General features: G+C 59.6%; 15 protein-coding genes. 11 read left to right on the top strand and 4 right to left on the bottom strand.

Going from position 1 to position 17874, the window contains the following annotated elements; genetic code table 11:
* Positions 1–96 precede the first annotated feature (96 nt).
* Positions 97–819, top strand: coding sequence for a GNAT family N-acetyltransferase (locus CFI11_RS00150; protein WP_217358741.1), 723 nt, complete (start codon positions 97–99; stop codon positions 817–819).
* A 10-nt stretch (positions 820–829) separates the two neighbouring features.
* On the opposite strand, the gene ahcY is transcribed toward CFI11_RS00150, so the two are convergent.
* Entirely contained in the window at positions 830–2218 is a 1389-nt protein-coding gene (gene ahcY / locus CFI11_RS00145; protein WP_130401854.1) for an adenosylhomocysteinase, read from the bottom strand.
* A gap of 69 nt (positions 2219–2287) precedes the next feature.
* Positions 2288–2614, bottom strand: coding sequence for an S-adenosyl-L-homocysteine hydrolase (locus CFI11_RS00140; RefSeq protein ID WP_130401852.1), 327 nt, complete (start codon positions 2612–2614; stop codon positions 2288–2290).
* A gap of 147 nt (positions 2615–2761) precedes the next feature.
* Here CFI11_RS00140 and adhP point away from each other — a divergent pair, with 147 nt between their 5' ends.
* The 3 genes from adhP to CFI11_RS00125 all read left to right on the top strand — a co-directional run bounded on the left by adhP (position 2762) and on the right by CFI11_RS00125 (position 4945).
* Positions 2762–3790, top strand: a complete 1029-nt coding sequence (adhP, locus tag CFI11_RS00135) for an alcohol dehydrogenase AdhP (protein ID WP_130401850.1) — start codon at positions 2762–2764, stop codon at positions 3788–3790.
* 73 nt (positions 3791–3863) lie between these two features.
* Entirely contained in the window at positions 3864–4463 is a 600-nt protein-coding gene (locus CFI11_RS00130; protein ID WP_130401848.1) for an HD domain-containing protein, read from the top strand.
* The gene (locus tag CFI11_RS00125) at positions 4460–4945 is read left to right on the top strand and encodes a GNAT family N-acetyltransferase (RefSeq protein WP_130401846.1); all 486 of its coding nucleotides are present in this window, start codon (positions 4460–4462) and stop codon (positions 4943–4945) included. Before CFI11_RS00130 ends, CFI11_RS00125 begins: the two co-directional genes overlap by 4 nt.
* Here CFI11_RS00125 and CFI11_RS00120 read toward each other — a convergent pair.
* Positions 4942–5496, bottom strand: coding sequence for an ActR/PrrA/RegA family redox response regulator transcription factor (locus tag CFI11_RS00120; RefSeq protein ID WP_130401844.1), 555 nt, complete (start codon positions 5494–5496; stop codon positions 4942–4944). The genes CFI11_RS00125 and CFI11_RS00120 overlap by 4 nt on opposite strands.
* 85 nt (positions 5497–5581) lie before the next feature.
* A complete protein-coding gene (locus CFI11_RS00115; RefSeq protein ID WP_130401842.1) occupies positions 5582–6202 on the bottom strand; it encodes an SCO family protein in 621 nt (206 codons plus the stop codon).
* 94 nt (positions 6203–6296) lie between these two features.
* On the opposite strand from CFI11_RS00115, the gene regB reads away from it, so the two are divergent.
* From regB to addA, 7 genes are all read left to right on the top strand, one after another.
* Entirely contained in the window at positions 6297–7694 is a 1398-nt protein-coding gene (regB, locus tag CFI11_RS00110) for a sensor histidine kinase RegB (RefSeq protein ID WP_130401840.1), read from the top strand.
* 91 nt (positions 7695–7785) lie between these two features.
* On the top strand, positions 7786–9336 hold the full coding sequence (locus CFI11_RS00105) for a PAS-domain containing protein (RefSeq protein WP_130401838.1): 1551 nt from the start codon (positions 7786–7788) through the stop codon (positions 9334–9336).
* A 41-nt stretch (positions 9337–9377) separates the two neighbouring features.
* On the top strand, positions 9378–9854 hold the full coding sequence (gene tsaE, locus CFI11_RS00100; RefSeq protein WP_130401836.1) for a tRNA (adenosine(37)-N6)-threonylcarbamoyltransferase complex ATPase subunit type 1 TsaE: 477 nt from the start codon (positions 9378–9380) through the stop codon (positions 9852–9854).
* Positions 9851–10873 (top strand): aminoglycoside phosphotransferase family protein, encoded by a 1023-nt coding sequence (locus tag CFI11_RS00095; RefSeq protein WP_130401834.1) that lies wholly within the window; start codon positions 9851–9853, stop codon positions 10871–10873. The genes tsaE and CFI11_RS00095 overlap by 4 nt, the downstream gene beginning before the upstream one ends.
* Complete coding sequence (locus tag CFI11_RS00090) at positions 10849–11541, top strand: nucleotidyltransferase family protein (RefSeq protein WP_130401832.1); 693 nt, start codon at positions 10849–10851, stop codon at positions 11539–11541. Before CFI11_RS00095 ends, CFI11_RS00090 begins: the two co-directional genes overlap by 25 nt.
* A complete protein-coding gene (gene addB, locus CFI11_RS00085) occupies positions 11531–14470 on the top strand; it encodes a double-strand break repair protein AddB (RefSeq protein WP_174843478.1) in 2940 nt (979 codons plus the stop codon). Before CFI11_RS00090 ends, addB begins: the two co-directional genes overlap by 11 nt.
* Positions 14467–17856 (top strand): double-strand break repair helicase AddA, encoded by a 3390-nt coding sequence (addA, locus tag CFI11_RS00080; RefSeq protein ID WP_130401830.1) that lies wholly within the window; start codon positions 14467–14469, stop codon positions 17854–17856. Before addB ends, addA begins: the two co-directional genes overlap by 4 nt.
* The last annotated feature ends 18 nt before the right edge of the window (positions 17857–17874 follow it).

Here is a 17874-nt window from a genome sequence, read left to right as displayed (position 1 = left end):
TCAGAATTAACATGCATTTCTCTTGCATTATCTCTATCTGCGCCCATGTGAGCGGTGCGCATGGGGAAAGCGCTCATAAAAACAGGGAATGGTAGTATGGAACGAGTGATGATGGACACGTCCTTGGACGTGCTCCCAATGCCATGTGGCACCAAGATCGACCTGAAGCGGGCCAGATCCGCAGGTCCACTGACCACAGACCAGGTGGTGTTTTGCCGAAATGAAGGTGTGCCGCTTGCCTATGATCCTTTGCAGATCGGGTGGGTGCCTTTGTCATGCATCGATGACATTTCACCGGATGCCACAGACCTTCAGCCAGAGCCGGTAGAGACGTCTGAAACCCTCACGTTGCGACCTTGGCAATCCAGTGATCTCGATGTGTTTCACGACCTTTTGGACGATCCCAAGGTCTGGACCCACATGCCCCAACCTTATCCGGCGCCGCTGACCCGCGACGCGGCGGAGGCATTGCTGGACCTGTCCATTTCAAGCAACCATCACGAGGTGCGCGCCGTTTTGCACCAGGACCGCATCGTTGGGCAGGTTCGCCTGCAATTCGACGGCACGGACGATGCGCTGGGCGATGCTGAAATCAGCTATTGGCTCGGTCATGCCTTTTGGGGTCAAGGCATCGGTTCGATGATGGTATCCCAATTCACCCAACGCAGTTTTGTCGATCATCCCAGCCTGACGTCGATCTTTGCGCGGGTCATGAGCGATAACCACGCCTCACGGGCGGTTCTGCGCAAGGCCGGCTACCAAGAAAAAGGGCCGGACCCGAAGGACCCGGCCTGGATTGTGATGCAACGGCGCCGCTAGGGCGCCGGGCTCAGTACCGGTAGTGTTCAGGCTTGAAGGGGCCTTCCGGCGTCACGCCGATATAAGACGCTTGGTCTGAATTCAGCTCTGTCAGTTTCACGCCGATCCGTTTCAGATGCAGGCGCGCCACCTTCTCATCAAGGTGTTTGGGCAGGATGTAGACGTCGTTCTTGTATTCGTCGCCCTTCGTCCAAAGCTCGATCTGGGCCAGCACCTGGTTGGTGAAGGAGGCCGACATCACAAAGGAAGGATGACCGGTTGCGTTGCCCAGGTTCAACAAGCGTCCTTCGGACAGCAGAATGATACGACTGCCCGAAGGCATCTCGATCATATCCACCTGTTCCTTGATGTTGGTCCATTTGTGGTTTTTCAGGGCCGCGACCTGAATCTCATTGTCGAAGTGGCCGATATTGCCAACGATGGCCATGTCCTTCATCTCGCGCATATGCTCGATGCGGATGACGTCCTTGTTGCCGGTCGTGGTGATGAAGATATCCGCGCTGGCGACCTCATCCTCCAGCAGCACAACCTCGTACCCGTCCATCGCGGCCTGCAATGCGCAGATCGGGTCGACCTCGGTGACTTTTACGCGCGCGCCCGCGCCACGCAGCGAGGCGGCGGAGCCTTTGCCGACGTCGCCATAGCCGCAGACAACAGCGACCTTGCCGGCCATCATAGTATCGGTGGCACGGCGAATGCCGTCCACAAGGCTTTCCTTGCAGCCGTATTTGTTGTCGAACTTCGACTTGGTCACGCTGTCATTCACGTTGATCGCGGGGAAGGGTAGATGGCCGTCCTTGACCAGCTGATACAGGCGGTTGACGCCGGTGGTGGTTTCCTCGGACACACCCTGGATCTGGTCGCGCATCTTGGTGAACCAGCCCGGACTTGCTTCCATACGTTTCTTGATCTGCGCCTTGATCACCTCTTCTTCTTCCGAGGTCGGCACGGGGATGATCTCTTCACCGGCCTCGGCTCGTGCGCCCAATAGAATGTAGAGCGTCGCATCACCGCCATCATCCAAGATCATGTTCGGGCCTTCGTCGAAGAGGAACGACTTGTCCAGATAATCCCAGTGCTCTTCCAGGGTCTGACCCTTGATCGCAAAAACCGGAATGCCCGCCGCCGCGATTGTTGCTGCGGCGTGGTCCTGCGTCGAAAAGATGTTGCAAGAGGCCCAGCGCACCTCCGCACCCAGCGCGGCCAGTGTCTCAATCAGAACGGCGGTCTGAATGGTCATGTGAAGCGACCCGACAATCCGTGCGCCGGTCAGCGGCTTGCTCTCACCATACTCTTCCCGCAAGGCCATCAGGCCCGGCATCTCGGTTTCTGCGATGTCCAACTCTTTGCGACCGAACTCCGCAAGGTTGATGTCCTTCACAATGTAGTCTTTAGCCACCTGAGCACCTTTCGCACTGATGTTTCGCGCTTGCGCCTATCAGGTTCGGATGCCGGGCTCAATGTTGGATCAGCCGACGGGAAGAGCCTCTGAGTTGGCGAATTGATCAAATTCCGCACGAAAGTCCGCGCCTTGATCAATCACACAAGCGATGCCGTCGCGATAGACTTCCAGCTTTGTCCACGTGCCGGTGTGAACCGACACCCAAAGCTGCGTTTCGGTGATTGCGGTTTTTTGCAGCGTCGCGCGTGGCGCTTCGCTGTACCATTCGATCAATGTGGCCTGCATTTCGCCAACTGGCATACAAACCGAAGCCTCATCATCCGCTGTGGCCAATGCGGGAAAGGCCAATGCCGCTGCAAACGTCGCGGGGAAGATATGTTTCGTCATTTGCATTTTTGATCTCCTTTGCTTTCAAAAACACGGGACGACCCGGATGGGTTCCGACCCGATCGGAAAAAGCGGGATGCATGGCCAAGGTTGCAGCGACAGATCGTCGGTGACGTGCATTCTGTTCACGTCAGCAAAAATCGGAGGAATCTCATGTCGCTTCCCAAGACGATGAAGGCCGCCGTTGCGCCATCCCTCGGCCAACCCCTGGATATACGCGAAGTTCCCGTCCCCGAGGTTGGGGCCGGTCAAATCCTGATCCGCGTGCGCGCCTCGGGCGTGTGTCATACGGATTTGCATGCGGTAGACGGTGATTGGCCGGTGAAACCCACCGCCCCGTTCATTCCGGGACACGAAGGTGTCGGTGAGGTCGCAGCCGTCGGTGACGGGGTCACGCACCTGAAAGAGGGGGATCGCGTCGGCGCCCCATGGTTGCACACCGCATGCGGGCGCTGCCCTCATTGTGTCGGGGGTTGGGAAACACTTTGTGAAAGTCAGCAAAATACTGGCTATAGCGTGGATGGCGGCTATGCCGAATATGTACGGGCCGATGCGAACTATGTGGGTCGCTTGCCGGACGGCCTCGAATACGGACCGGCGGCGCCGATCCTCTGCGCGGGTGTGACGGTGTATAAGGCGCTCAAGGAGACAGAGACCAAGCCGGGCGATTGGGTCGCCATCTCCGGCATTGGCGGGCTGGGCCATCTTGCGGTGCAATATGCCAAGGCAATGGGCCTGCATGTCGCGGCTGTCGACATCAAGGATGACAAACTGAAGCTTGCCAAGGATCTGGGCGCTGACCTGACGTTCAACGCCGTGGATCAGGATCCGGTCGCCGAATTGCAAAGCCAGATCGGCGGCGTGCACGGCGCCGTGGTGGCGGCGGTTTCAAACGCGGCCTTCGGACAGGCGGTCGGGATGATGCGGCGCGGCGGCACATTGTCACTTGTCGGTCTGCCGCCCGGTGACTTTCCCCTGCCGATCTTTGAGATCGTGCTCAAGGGCATTACCGTGCGCGGCTCCATCGTGGGAACACGCAACGATCTGGCAGAATCGCTCAGCTTTGCGGCCGAGGGATCGGTGGCGTCGCACTTTGCCTGGGGCAAGCTGGAAAACATCAACGCGATTTTCGACAAGATGCGGGCGGGGGAGATCGACGGCCGAATCGTGATGGAGATCTGACCGCACCGTTTCTGTTTACCTTCGCATCCCGTCGTCCTATGCCAAAGATCTGACGATCAAGGCGAACGACAGAATGCCCAAATCACCACCTCGTGCCTGGCAACGCATGTTGTCAGGCCGCAGGCTTGACCTGCTCGACCCGACGCCCGTGGATATCGAGATCGAGGATATCGCCCACGGTCTTGCATTCGTTGCGCGCTGGAACGGCCAGACAGCCGGTGACTTCGCCTATACCGTGGCCGAACACTCGTTGCTGGTCGAAACGCTTTTGGGCCGTCTTGAGCCGGGGATCGATCAGAAGTGGCGTCTGGCTGCTTTGCTTCACGACGCGCCGGAATATGTCATCGGCGACATGATCTCGCCTGTGAAGGCCGCTGTCGGACCCGGCTATGGCGCCCTGGACGAACGGTTGACGGCAGCAATCCACATCCGCTTTGGATTGCCGGCCACCATTCCGGTGCGCGTCAAACGCAAGATCAAGAAGGCCGACAGGATCAGCGCCTGGATGGAAGCCACCCAAATCGCTGGCTTCACCGAGACGGAAGCCAGCAAATTCTTCGGCAGGCCGGATCCGGGGATGACGGATGGGCTGGTCATCATGTTACGCCCCCCCACAGAGACACGCAAAGCCTTCACCGAAAGGCACACGGAATTGATGGAGGCTTTGTCATGATCCAGGTCCGGCGCGCCATTTCGCTTGATGCAGCCCCCATGGCCCGGCTGCTGAACGCGATTATTGAAAAAGGCGGGACAACGGCCCTGACCAAGACCGTCAGCGGAGACGACATTGCGAACATGATGGCCGAGCAGCCGGATCGTTCGGCCTGGACCGTCGCGCTGGACGACCAGGAAGACGTTGTCGGTTTTCAGTGGATCGCACCGCATCCCAAATTACCGCCCGAGGCCTGTGATATTGCGACCTTCGTTCAGATTGGTCGCACCGGGCTTGGCATCGGTTCGAAGCTGTTTGCAGCCTCCTCGCAGGCGGCCAAGGATCTCGGATACATCTGGATCAACGCCACGATCCGTGCGGATAACACAGGCGGCCTGACCTATTACCAAAGCCGCGGATTTCGCGACTGGCATTTCGAGGAGAATGTGACGCTCGACAGCGGCCTTGTCGTGGACCGCGTCAGCAAGCGTTACGACATCTAGCGCGGGCTGCGCTTGGCCAGGATCCGTTGCAATGTGCGCCGATGCATGTTGAGCCGCCGCGCAGTTTCGGACACGTTCCGGTCGCACAACTCATAAACGCGCTGAATATGTTCCCACCGCACGCGGTCCGCGCTCATCGGATTTTCCGGCGGGGGCGGCAATTCATCGGTGCGGGCGAGCAGGGCATTCGTGATGTCGGTCGCATCCGCCGGCTTTGAAAGATAGTCGGTCGCGCCGATTTTGACCGCGGCGACGGCCGTGGCGATCGCGCCGTATCCCGTCAAGACAACGACACGGCTGTCCGGGCGTTTGTCACGCAAAACCTCCACCACATCGAGCCCGTTGCCGTCTTCCAGCCGAAGGTCGACAACCGCATATGCCGGAGGGCGGGCGGTGGCGATCGCGCGTCCTGCGGCGACAGACCCTGCCATTTCAATCTCGAAGCCGCGCTTTTCCATTGCCTTGGCGAGACGCCGCAGAAACGGCTCGTCATCATCCACAAGAAGAAGTGATTTGTCCGGTCCGATGTCGTTCATGGCTGGCTCGGCCATTATGTCCCCTCCGCGGTATTTACCGTGTTATGTTTCAGCAGAGTATGACCAGAGCAGCGTCAAACGTCAATTTTCTCGCGTTCGGTCAAGCGTTTGCAACAAAACATCCGATACGGTCTGCCATTTGCTCTGCGGGGATATCCCGCCGGAAAAACTCTACAAAGCCATGCTGAGGTAGGACCAGATAGCTAAAGGTCGAATGATCAACGAGGTAGAACTCATCCTCTGCCGGGTGCGCCTTGTAATAGGTCTTGTAGGCCTTGCTGGCCGCGTCCACCTGATCGGGGCTGCCGGTCAGACCGATCATCCGCTCATGCAGGTTAAAGGCAAAGTCACCCACGACTTCAGGCGTATCGCGTTGAGGATCCACGGAAATAAAGACAGGCGTCACCATGTGCCCCTTCTCTTCCAGCAGATCGACCGCATCGGCATTGCGTGCCACGTCGAAGGGGCAGACGTCCGGGCAGAAGGTGTAGCCGAAATATATCAGAGAAGGCTCTGTGATAACGTCCGCATCGGTCACCGTCTCCCCTTCTGCATTCACCAGCTCGAACGGCCCGCCAATGGCGTCGGTTCCTCCGGCAATCTGGCCTGCGCGGCAGCTTGCAAACTGATCGTCAGGTGCTGTCATCAAAGTATAGGCCCAGGTGCCCGCCAACGCGGCGACAAGGACGGCAACAGCAGCGATGGCGTAGATTCGGATCATAGTCTCACGAGGCTCCCTGACGGCTTGACAGTTGATTGGGCTCGGCTGGACACGTATCAAGTTATTCAGCCGCCACAAGACACTTAGGAAGCATATGACCGATTCCAATATCGGCTTTTTGTCGGATCGTGATCGCAGCAACTGGATCCGTCTTCGGACATTGATCCTGCTGCGCTGGGTCGCCATTGCGGGGCAATTGGCGGCAATAACCGTGGCCCAGCGCATGTATCATCTGCAGTTGGAACTTGGTCTCTGCTATCTCGCCGTGGGCGTATCGGTGATCGGCAATCTGATCGCGATCTTCGTCTTCCCGGAAAACAAGCGTCTTTCGGAGATGGAGAACTTCCTGATGGTTCTCTTCGATCTCCTGCAACTGGCTTTTCTGCTTTATCTCACCGGCGGTCTGAACAACCCCTTTGCCCTTCTGCTGCTTGGTCCCGTGACCGTGTCGGCGACCGTTATGACGTTGAGATCAACGACAATTATCGGCGGCGCGGCCATCATCCTCGTCACGCTGCTGGCCGAATTTCATTTGCCGCTGCGGACCGAACAGGGATTTATCCTGCGGCTGCCTGACGTGTTCATCTTCGGCAACTGGGCGGCGATCATCATCGCCACCATCTTCATGGGCGCCTATTCGCGTCGCGTTTCTTCCGAAATGCATTCGATGGCCGACGCGCTTGCGGCGACGCAGATGGCGCTGGCCCGTGAGCAAAAGCTTACGGATCTGGGGGGCGTCGTGGCTGCGGCCGCGCATGAAATGGGAACGCCGCTTGCGACAATTAAACTCACCAGCGCCGAGCTGATGGAAGAGCTTGGAGACCGGCCCGACCTGCGGGACGATGCGGCCTTGATCCGCGAACAGGCCGATCGCTGCCGCGATATCCTGCGCGACATGGGCCGCGCGGGCAAAGACGACCTGCATTTGCGCCAGGCTCCGTTAAGTGCGGTCGTTCAGGAAGCTGCCGAACCTCATATGCAGCGGGGCAAGACGATCCATTTCGAGGAAGGCCCGACGGACGGCGGCAGCGTTGTGCAACCCTCCATTCTTCGCAAACCCGAGGTCATCCATGGTCTGCGCAACCTCATTCAGAATGCCGTCGATTTCGCACGCTCGAATATCTGGATCGAATCCGTCTGGTCCGAGGGCGAAATCTCGGTGCGCATTCTGGACGACGGTCGCGGATACCCGCCGCAACTGATCGGGCGCATTGGTGATCCGTTCATGCGTAGCCGGAAAACGGAGACCGACCGCAGGGCGCGACCGGAATACGAGGGGATGGGGCTGGGCCTTTTTATCGCCAAGACCTTGCTTGAACGGTCGGGGGCCGAGCTTAGCTTTGCGAACGGATCGGACCCCTATCAAACGCTGTCGAACCAGCGCGAACGGCGGGGCGCCATTGTCGAAGTGGTTTGGCCCCGATCGAAAATCGACGCCCAACACGAACAGAACATCGTCCCCATGGGCCTGAACCAACCGATCAAGGTCTGACCCACGCGACCCCCGGCACGTTAAACGATCATTAACCTTTATAAACGACGTTCAACCTGTCGTTGTATGTGTTTCTCGACCGGGGGCGGCTTTGATTGTTTCGGAACTGATTATCATCTCTTTAGCCTCTGCCGTCACTGCGGCTTTGGCCGTGCTCTGGCTCATCGCGTCGCAGACGCGGGACACGCGGAATTGGCCCGATATCGCACGTGAGCCCGTGTTCCTCTTCGACGGTGCGGAACTGCTGGAGGCGAACGTCGCAGCGCAAAAGATGCTTCCAGACCGGGAAGAGCCGCTTGAATGGTCCGAGTTGGCCGCCATGTTGTCTCGCCGCTTTGCCGCGTTTCCCTCCGATCAACAGCACGTGCAGGCGTCGTCTCCGCTGATCCTGGAAGCCAAGGATCGACAGGACCGAAGCGAAGCGCATCTTGAATGGCTGGATGGCATCTACCGCGTTCATATTCGCAACCAGCACGCCAAGCTCAAAGGCAATACCTCGGATCTTACCGCACTCACACAGATGCGGCACGAACTCACAACCCTTCGCACAGCCACGCAGGGAACGCCCTACCCGGCATGGCAGATCGACGACGAAGGGAAGGTGAGTTGGTACAACCCGGCCTATGCCAAACTCTATAAAACCGTTTTCGATTCCACACCCGATCCCGACAAACGCTTGTTCCAAACCTCGCTTGAGGACCGTCCGACGGGCAGCAAGGTCCGGGCGTCGATTACCGTGCCAGGCCGGGAAAAGTTTTACTGGTACGATGTCTCTATCACCCGAACCGATCATCACAGAACCTTCTATGCCGTGGATGTCGACGCCGTCGTCAATGCTGAGATCGCCCAGCGCAACTTTGTTCAGACACTGGCGAAAACGTTCGCTCAACTCTCCATCGGCCTCGCCATCTTTGACCGCAACCGGCAATTGGCGCTCTTCAATCCGGCATTGATCGACCTGACCGCGCTACCGGCTGACTTTCTCAGCGCGCGGCCCAACCTTTTGTCCTTCTTCGACCGGCTTCGCGATGCACGCATGATGCCGGAGCCCAAGAATTATGGAAGCTGGCGCGATCAGATCGCGGAACTTGTGGCAGCCGCTTCCGACGGACGATACTCTGAAACGTGGACGCTTCCGTCGGGATCTACATACCGTGTGACGGGTCGCCCCCACCCAGATGGCGCCATTGCATTTCTCATCGAAGACATCACGGCGGAGATCACACTGACCCGGCGGTTCCGATCCGAACTGGAGTTGAGCCAATCGATCCTTGATCGTCTCGACGATGCAATCGTGGTCTTTTCCAGCACCGGGGTGGTCACGCTCACCAACCAGGCCTACCGGGATATGTGGGGGGTCGATCCAGACAGCAGCTTTGCCGATATCTCTATCGTCGATGCCACCCGCCATTGGCAAAGCGCCTGCGCGCCTACGCCGGTATTGGGCGACTTGCGGGATTACATCCTGGGTTGCGAAAACCGATCTGACTGGACCGCCTCGATGGAGCTTAAATCCGGCGACGCCATTCTTTGCCAGGTTCATCCGGTTCAATCAGGCGCGACCATGGTGGTGTTCAAACGGCCAATCGGATCTGTGCTGCCGGAACTTGAGCGGATCACTTTGGAGCATTCAGCCACCTGATCCGACTTGCAGCAGCCCAAAGCGCCCGCCATTGTGCGCGCATGCAGTGCAGGCAACTTAAACGAACCTCCAAAAGCGAAAGCGACACGGCAGCGATTGCCCGCGTGATTGCGAAAGACCTCGCGCCCGGAGACACGATTCTTCTGGAAGGTGAGATCGGCGCGGGGAAAACGCATTTTGCGCGGGCGATGATCCAATCCCTTCTCGACATGCCAGAGGATGTTCCCTCGCCGACATTCACACTTGTTCAGACCTACGACACGACGAAGGGAGAGGTGTGGCATGCAGATCTCTACCGGATCACCTCGATGGATGAGCTCGAAGAACTTGGCCTGAACGGGGCGTTCGAGACAGCAATTTGCCTGGTGGAATGGCCGGACCGTATGGCCGACATGGCACCATCTGGCGCCCTGCATCTCAAGCTTGACGCGGATGCCACGGATGACGGCGTGCGGCATCTCACCTTCTGCTGGTCCGCCGCGCCCTGGACGGCTCGATTGAACGGGCTTACCGCATGAAAGATCGGTCAGCGCAAATCTCCGAATTCATCGCGGGTACGGACTGGGCCGCGGCACAGCGCGCACCGCTTGCGGGGGACGCATCCAATCGACGCTATGAGCGATTGCGGGACGCCAGCACAGGACGAAGCGCGGTTTTGATGGATGCACCGCCGGATCGCGGCGAGGATGTTCGCCCCTTCATCCACATTGCGGAATATCTGACGCTCCAGAAACTCAGCGCACCTCGCATCCTGGCACAGGATATCGAGGCCGGTTTGCTGATCATCGAAGATCTGGGGGATGACCTGTTCGCCCGTATCCTAGAGAAACAACCCGACCTTGAACCCCAGCTTTACAGGGCGGCAACCGACCTTCTGATTGCACTCGGCAGATCAGAGCCACCACCGCTTGACCGGTATACGCCCCAGCAGATGGCCGAATTTTCCGCACTGGCCTTCACGCGTTATGCGGATGCTTTGACCGATGTGGACAAGACCGTTGTATCGCGGTTCATCGACCGATTTTCCGATCTTCTCTATCAAACCACCGACGGACCCGCTGTTCTGATCCAGCGAGACTACCACGCCGAAAACCTGCTTTGGCTGCCCGACCGCGAGGACATTGCCAGGGTCGGTCTTCTGGACTTTCAGGATGCCCTTCTGGGTCACCCGGCTTATGATCTTGTCTCTCTCCTGCAGGATGCCCGGCGTGACGTGTCTGCGGGAACCGAGATGCGGATGATCGCACATTTCATCGAACAAACCGGTTCCGACGACCACGCGTTCCGCACCGCTTACGCGGCTTTGGGCGTTCAGCGCAACCTTCGCATCATCGGGGTTTTCGCGCGACTTGGGCTCGATCATGGTAAGCCACGCTACATCGATCTGATCCCTCGGGTCTGGGCGCATATGGTAAGCGACCTTGACCATCCGGCCCTCGCGGGGATCTCAGATCTTGTGCTGCAAACGTTGCCGCGACCGACAAAGGATGATTTGATCCGTTTGAAAGAAAAATGCGCGACGCCAACCCATCCCTGATGATCTTTGCCGCCGGGTTCGGAACCCGGATGGGCGATCTTGTGAAAGACCGGCCCAAACCCTTGCTTGAGGTTGCAGGCCGCCCGCTCATCGACCATGCCTTGGCTCTTACCGAGGACATCAACCTCTCCCGGATCGTGGTGAATACGCACTATCAGGCCGCCGTTCTGGAAAAACATCTGGCGTCAAAGGACGTCGAAATTTCGCGGGAAATGCCGGATATCCTCGACACCGGCGGGGGTCTCAAGGCGGCGCTGCCGCTGCTGGGACCTGCCCCCCTATTCACATTGAACAGCGATGCCGTCTGGTCCGGCCCCAACCCGCTTTCGCTTTTGCAAAGGGCCTGGGATCCCGCCCGGATGGACGCCTTGGTCATTTGCGTGCCGCTCCGGCAAGCCGTTGGTCGGATTGGAGCTGGCGATTTCAGTCTGGATGACGAGAACCGCATCTCTCGCGGCCCCGATGTCGTTTATGGTGGCGCGCAAATTCTGAAGACCGGCGACCTGTCCGACATCACGGACCCGGTCTTTTCTCTGAATCGGGTCTGGGACAAAATGCTGGCGCGCGGTCGTCTGTTTGGTCTGACCTATCCCGGCATGTGGTGTGATGTGGGACATCCGGCCGGGATACAACTGGCCGAGGAGCTTTTGGCGCGCGATGCTGTTTGAACCGTCAAAGACACCGCGCGTCTTTGCTCTCCCCCCCGGTGTCGATTTTCCCGCCTCGCTTGTTCACGGGCTGTCTGAGCGCATGCAGGGCATGCCGCCAACCGCCCTCGCCCAGGTCGAACTGATCGTGAACACACGTCGTATGGCCAGGCGCCTGAGAGAGATTTTCGACGATGGCCCGGCGCGGCTTTTGCCCCGCATCAAGCTCTTGAACGAGGTGGGAGAGATCGAGGATCGCATCGCTCTCCCCAATCCCGTGTCACCGCTGCGACGGCGGTTGGAGATTGCCCAGCTTGTCGACAGGTTGTTGCAACGGCAACCCGATCTGGCGCCGCGCGCATCCCTCTACGATCTGGCGGATGGATTGGCCGAGCTTCTTGACGAAATGCAAGGTGAAGGTGTCCTGCCGCAAGCCATTTCAGATCTCGATGTCACCGACCTTTCGGGGCACTGGTCCCGCGCACAGACCTTTATCGGGATCGTACAGGCCTTTTTTGACAATGAGGAGGCGGGTCTAGACGGGCAATCGCATCTGCGTCGCCTCACCGAGCATCTGGTCGACCGTTGGGACCGGGAACCGCCCCAGCATCCGGTGATCGTTGCCGGTTCCACCGGATCCCGCGGCACCACGATGATGCTTATGGAAGCAGTGTCACGTCTTCCTCAAGGCGCTTTGGTTCTACCGGGTTTCGATTTCGACCTGCCCTCGTCAATCTGGTCCGAACTCGCTGATCCGATGGTGTCCGAAGACCACCCCCAATACCGCTTTCGTGCGCTGATGGTAAACCTTGGGATCAAGGCCGCTGAGATCGCAAAGTGGCGCGATGACCAACCGTCCGCGCCGGCACGCAACCGGGTCGTTTCCCTTGCGCTCAGACCCGCCCCCGTAACGGATGCGTGGTTGGATGAAGGGCCGGATTTACCCAAGTTAGAGCCTGCTTTCGAACAGGTCACGTGGGTGGAGGCACCCTCTCCCCGTGATGAGGCGTTGGCAATCGCGTTACGCTTGCGCGAGGCTGCCGAGACGGGCCAGACGGCGGCCCTGATCACGCCGGACAGGATGTTGACGCGGCAGGTGACGGCGGCGCTGGACCGTTGGGATTTGCTGCCGGATGACAGCGCCGGCCAACCCCTGCAGCTTGCGCCACCGGGACGGTTCTTGCGGCATGTGGCAGGTTTGTTCTCGCGGCAACTGACGTCCGAGATGTTGCTGACCATCCTCAAGCATCCACTGTGTCATGACGGCGCGGACCGGAACGAACATCTTCTCCTGACGCGTGACTTCGAACTTCATGTCCGCAGCAAGGGCATTCCTTTCCCTGAACCCGAACCGCTGGCCGCCTGGGCCGAAGCCCATAACAATCCGATTGCAGCGCGGTGGGCCAAGTGGGTGACCGACGCCTTTTGCGATCGGATTGTAGATGGGGAGAAGCCTCTGACGCGCTGGGTCGCACATCTGCGGAACGTGGCCGAAGTCATAGCGCGGGGCAGTGGCGACGCACCGGATCTCACGCTTTGGGACAAGAACGCGGGCATAAAGGCGCTATCGGTCCTCGACGCGCTGGAGCAAGAGGCGGATCACGGCGGACAGATGGAGGCGCGTGTCTTCGCGGATCTTCTGGGTGCCCTGCTGTCACGGGAAGAGGTGCGAGACCGCGATGCACCCCACCCCGGCATCATGATCTGGGGCACCCTTGAGGCCCGCGTTCAGGGCGCCGACCTTTTGATCCTTGGCGGCCTGAACGAAGGCACCTGGCCGGAAGCCGCGAAACCCGATCCGTGGTTGAACCGCCAGATGCGCAAGGATGCCGGGCTCCTTCTGCCCGAGCGGCGCATCGGCCTGTCGGCGCACGATTTTCAGCAGGCCATCGCCGCGCGGGAGGTTTGGCTGACCCGGGCAATCCGATCTGACGACGCGCAAAGCGTTCCGTCCCGCTGGATCAACCGGCTCTCCAATCTTCTTGGCGGTCTTCCCGCGTTGAAAGGGCCCGAGACGCTGGCCGCGATGAAAGCACGCGGAGACACCTGGCTATCCTGGGCGGCAACGCTTGAAGAGGCGCCATTGACCGCGCCGGCGCCGCGTCCATCGCCCCGTCCTCCGGTCACGGCGCGCCCTCGCAAGATTTCGGTCACCGATGTCAAGCGCCTGATCCGGGATCCTTACGCAATCTATGCCAAACATGTGCTGCGCCTCAGACGGCTAGATCCGCTTGTTCAGGCGCCCGGTCCGCTACTGCGGGGGGTTGTCGTTCATGAAGTGCTCGAAGCGTTCATTCGCGCCACGCTGGAGGACCGAACCAGGCTGTCGCGGGACCACTTCCTTGCCTTGGCAGACACACAACTTCGGTCTCGGGTGCCCTGGCCTACGGCGCGGGTGATGTGGCAGGCCCGCCTTGGTCGGATTGCCGACATCTTTCTGCAGGCCGAAATCGAGCGCCAAACCGAAGCGCGCCCGTTTGCGTTCGAGCGGCGCGGACGGGTTGCGGTTTCGGACCCGGCATTCACCCTGGAAGGTGTGGCCGACCGCATCGACATGGATGCGTCGGGACGGCTTCGGATCTACGATTACAAGACCGGTACGCCTCCTTCAAAGAACGAGCAGAAATATTTTGACAAGCAACTGCTGCTGGAAGCCGCAATGGCTGAAAAGGGCGGTTTCTTTGACCTGGATCCGACGCCTGTCAGCCGCGCAGTTTACCTTGGTCTGGGGCCCGGAGCAGCCGAAAGCGCCGCACCGCTGGCGGATGAACCCGCCGAAAAGGTCTGGGCCCAGTTCATCGGACTGATCGGGGCGTATTTCGAGCCCAATCAAGGGTACACGTCCAGGCTCAAGATGCAGAAGGACACCGATATCGGCGACTACGATCAACTCGCCCGGTTTGGGGAATGGGATCTCACTGACCAGCCCGTTCCGGTGGACCTTGCATGAGCAGGCGTAACGCAGCGACCGAACGGCAGGTTCAGGCAGCGGACCCGCGCGCCTCGACCTGGCTGGCTGCGAATGCCGGATCCGGCAAGACAAGGGTGCTCACCGACCGGGTGGCACGGCTTCTTCTTGATGGAACGGAACCTCAGAGAATCCTGTGCTTGACCTATACCAAGGCAGCCGCGAGCGAGATGCAGAACCGCCTGTTCGCACGGCTTGGAAGCTGGGCCATGCTTGCGGACGACCCGCTGAAGGCAGAGCTGAGCGAGTTGGGGGTCGACGGCCCGCTGGACCCCCTGCGCCTGCGCGATGCGCGAACGCTTTTTGCCCGCGCAATCGAGACACCGGGCGGATTGAAGATCCAGACCATCCACTCGTTCTGCGCGTCTCTTCTGCGCCGTTTTCCACTTGAAGCCGGGGTAAGCCCGCAATTCAGAGAGATCGAAGACCGCGCGGCTGCGCTTTTGCGCAATGAGATCGTGGAAGACATGGCCCAAGGCACGGAGGCGCATCTTGTTCGAAAGGTCGCCGCCTATCTGGCGGGCGATGATCTTGAGACGTTTACCCAGTCCGTTGTCAGCAAAAGAACAAGCTTCGCCGACGTCTTGGACTGGCGAGGCATTGCAGGGCATTTTGGGCTGTCCCCATCCCTTACCGAAGACGCGCTTTCCGCCTCTGTTTTCGTCGGGGGGGAAGCTGACCTTCTTAACCCATTGGTCGCAGCACTTAAGACGGGGGGCACGACCGATCAGAAGGCCGCGGCAAAGCTGTCCGCTTTGTCAGCGCTCGATTTCAGCGCCCTTGAAACGTTGGAAGCGGTGTTTCTGACTGGCCCGACCGCCACCAATCCCTTTGCCGCGAAGATGGGGGAAGAGCGAAGCAAGTTTCCAACCGGTGCGGTGCGAAAGGCGCACCCGGATCTCATCCCGCCGCTCGAAGCGTGGATGGCCCGGGTTGAAGACGCCCGCGCCCAGCGCATCGCACTCGCCGCAGCCCGCAAGGCCGACGCTTTGCACGGTTTCGCCCACGCCTTTCTGCCCCGGTATGCTTTTCAGAAGCAGGCAAGGGGTTGGCTTGATTTCGACGATCTGATCCTGAAGGCCCGGCAATTGCTGAATGATCCGGCGGTGGCGGCCTGGGTGTTGTTCCGGCTGGATGGCGGAATTGACCACATCCTTGTAGACGAAGCGCAAGACACCAGCCCCGAACAATGGGACGTGATCGAAAAGCTTGCACAGGAGTTCACAAGCGGTCTGGGCGCGCGCCCGAATGTCGAGCGGACGATCTTTGTCGTTGGTGACAAGAAACAGTCGATCTATTCCTTTCAGGGTGCCGACGCCGCCGCGTTTGATCGCATGCAGGCAGAGTTCGGGCGCCGCCTTGAAGATAGCGGGACCAGCCTTCAGTCCTTGTCGCTGGAATTCTCATTCCGATCCGCCGAGGCGATCTTGCGGCTTGTCGATACCGTCTTTCGCGAGAGTTCCGAGGCCGGTTTTCATCTCGACAGCCAGCACCGCGCGTTCAAGGATGCGTTGCCCGGTCGCGTCGATCTTTGGCCTGTGATAGAGCCTAACAAGGAGGAAGATGACCGGGCTTGGGACAACCCGGTCGACCGGCGTAGCCCGCAGCATCATAACGTGACCTTGGCCACGCAGATCGCCGACCAGATCAGCACCTGGCTGGGTGAGGGCCACACAATCCCGGACGAACAGGACGGCCGTCTTGGAAAGCGCCCGATCCGGGCTGGCGACGTGCTGATCCTGGTGCAGCGCCGGTCGGACCTCTTTGCCGAAATCATTCGTGCGTGCAAGTCACGCGATATTCCGATCGCCGGGGCTGACCGGCTAAAGGTCGGCGCCGAACTGGCTGTCAGAGACCTTGCCGCGTTGCTTCGGTTTTTAGCCACACCCGAAGACAGTCTCTCTCTTGCCACGGTCCTGCGGTCACCGCTTTTCGGCTGGAGCGAGCAGGCGCTCTTTACCCTCGCGCATCATCGGGAAAACCCGTTTTTGTGGCAGGCTTTGCGTGAACGGACAGAGGAGCACGGACCGACCCTGGCCGTGCTCAATGACCTGCGGGCACAAACCGATTTTTTAAGGCCCTACGATCTGATCGAGCGGATGCTGACCCGCCATCTGGGCCGTCGCAACCTGCTGAGCCGGCTGGGGCGCGAGGCAGAAGATGGCATAAACGCACTTCTGGCCCAAGCGCTGGCTTACGAACGGAACGAAACGCCAAGCCTGACGGGCTTCCTGTCCTGGATGGAAACCGACGATCTGGAGATCAAGCGCCAGATTGATGCCGCCGGAGATCAGGTGAGGGTGATGACTGTGCATGGCTCCAAGGGTTTGGAAGCACCGATTGTGATCCTGCCCGATACATGCCGCCGGCGCGCGCCCGTGGACGACACGATCCTCATGGCCGGGGACATCCCGGTTTGGTCTGTCCCGAAAGCCCAGGCGCCCGACTTGATCCGGAACGCGCGCGAGGCCGCTCAAACCCGGCTCAAAAACGAAAGGCTGCGCCTGCTCTATGTGGCTCTGACACGTGCGGAAAAGTGGCTTATCGTAGCCGGTGCGGGGGAGCTTGACGCCAAAAGCGGCGATACCTGGTATCAAAGGGTCGAGGCCGGTCTCAAGACCAGCGGTGCCGAAACAATCTCTCTTCCCAATGGCGAAGGATTGCGGCTTAGCAACGGGGATTGGATCGACCTTCCCGACCTGTCGATGCCGGGCAAATCTTTAGCCGCAACCAAACCACCTGCATGGATTTCAAAAGCAGCACCAAAGGTCATTGATCCGTCACAAACCGTCAGCCCATCGGATCTGGGCGGTGCCAAGGCGCTTCCCGGCGAGGACGGGCGGAGCGAGGAGGAGGCAAAGATCCGGGGCACACGCATTCATCTTCTCTTTGAACATCTGCCGCGTCTGCCAAGAGCGTCGTGGCCGCAGGCCAGCCAGCGCCTTCTGGACCTGCCCAAGACGGAATGTGGCGCGCTTCTTGACGAGGCGACGCAGGTTCTCGTGCGGCCCGACCTCGATTGGCTTTTCGACGAAACCGCTTTGAGCGAGGTGCCGATCAGCGCTGATCTGGGTCCAGCGCGGCTTCATGGAACGATAGACCGGTTGCTCGTCTCCTCTGACCGGGTCCTGGCGGTGGATTTCAAGACCAATCGCGTTGTACCCGACGCGCCGGACCGATGTCCCGAAGGAGTGCTGCGCCAGATGGGCGCCTATTCACACGCGCTGGCCCAAATCTTTCCCGAGCAACGTATTGAAACCGCAATCCTTTGGACCCGAACGGCACACCTTATGATGCTCCAGCACAATCTTGTGATGGATTCTCTCTACCGAACCCCATATCTTGACGGTAAAGTTGTCGCTCCCTAATTTACGTCGCCTAACACT

This window comes from Thalassococcus sp. S3 (assembly GCF_004216475.1).
Taxonomy (GTDB): Bacteria; Pseudomonadota; Alphaproteobacteria; order Rhodobacterales; family Rhodobacteraceae.
Note: the sequence above shows the minus strand (reverse complement) of the source record. Positions and strands in the feature narration are given on the sequence as shown.

Bases quoted from the DNA above. Each gene is read 5' to 3' on its own strand.
- CFI11_RS00150 (WP_217358741.1), top strand. From the start codon at position 97: ATGGAACGAGTGATGATGGACACGTCCTTGGACGTGCTCCCAATGCCA.
- CFI11_RS00095 (WP_130401834.1), top strand. From the start codon at position 9,851: ATGAAAGATCGGTCAGCGCAAATCTCCGAATTCATCGCGGGTACGGAC.
- tsaE (WP_130401836.1), top strand. From the start codon at position 9,378: ATGCAGTGCAGGCAACTTAAACGAACCTCCAAAAGCGAAAGCGACACG.
- CFI11_RS00140 (WP_130401852.1), bottom strand. From the start codon at position 2,614: ATGCAAATGACGAAACATATCTTCCCCGCGACGTTTGCAGCGGCATTG.
- addA (WP_130401830.1), top strand. From the start codon at position 14,467: ATGAGCAGGCGTAACGCAGCGACCGAACGGCAGGTTCAGGCAGCGGAC.
- CFI11_RS00090 (WP_130401832.1), top strand. From the start codon at position 10,849: ATGCGCGACGCCAACCCATCCCTGATGATCTTTGCCGCCGGGTTCGGA.
- CFI11_RS00120 (WP_130401844.1), bottom strand. From the start codon at position 5,496: ATGGCCGAGCCAGCCATGAACGACATCGGACCGGACAAATCACTTCTT.
- regB (WP_130401840.1), top strand. From the start codon at position 6,297: ATGACCGATTCCAATATCGGCTTTTTGTCGGATCGTGATCGCAGCAAC.
- adhP (WP_130401850.1), top strand. From the start codon at position 2,762: ATGTCGCTTCCCAAGACGATGAAGGCCGCCGTTGCGCCATCCCTCGGC.
- CFI11_RS00125 (WP_130401846.1), top strand. From the start codon at position 4,460: ATGATCCAGGTCCGGCGCGCCATTTCGCTTGATGCAGCCCCCATGGCC.
- CFI11_RS00130 (WP_130401848.1), top strand. From the start codon at position 3,864: ATGCCCAAATCACCACCTCGTGCCTGGCAACGCATGTTGTCAGGCCGC.
- addB (WP_174843478.1), top strand. From the start codon at position 11,531: ATGCTGTTTGAACCGTCAAAGACACCGCGCGTCTTTGCTCTCCCCCCC.
- CFI11_RS00115 (WP_130401842.1), bottom strand. From the start codon at position 6,202: ATGATCCGAATCTACGCCATCGCTGCTGTTGCCGTCCTTGTCGCCGCG.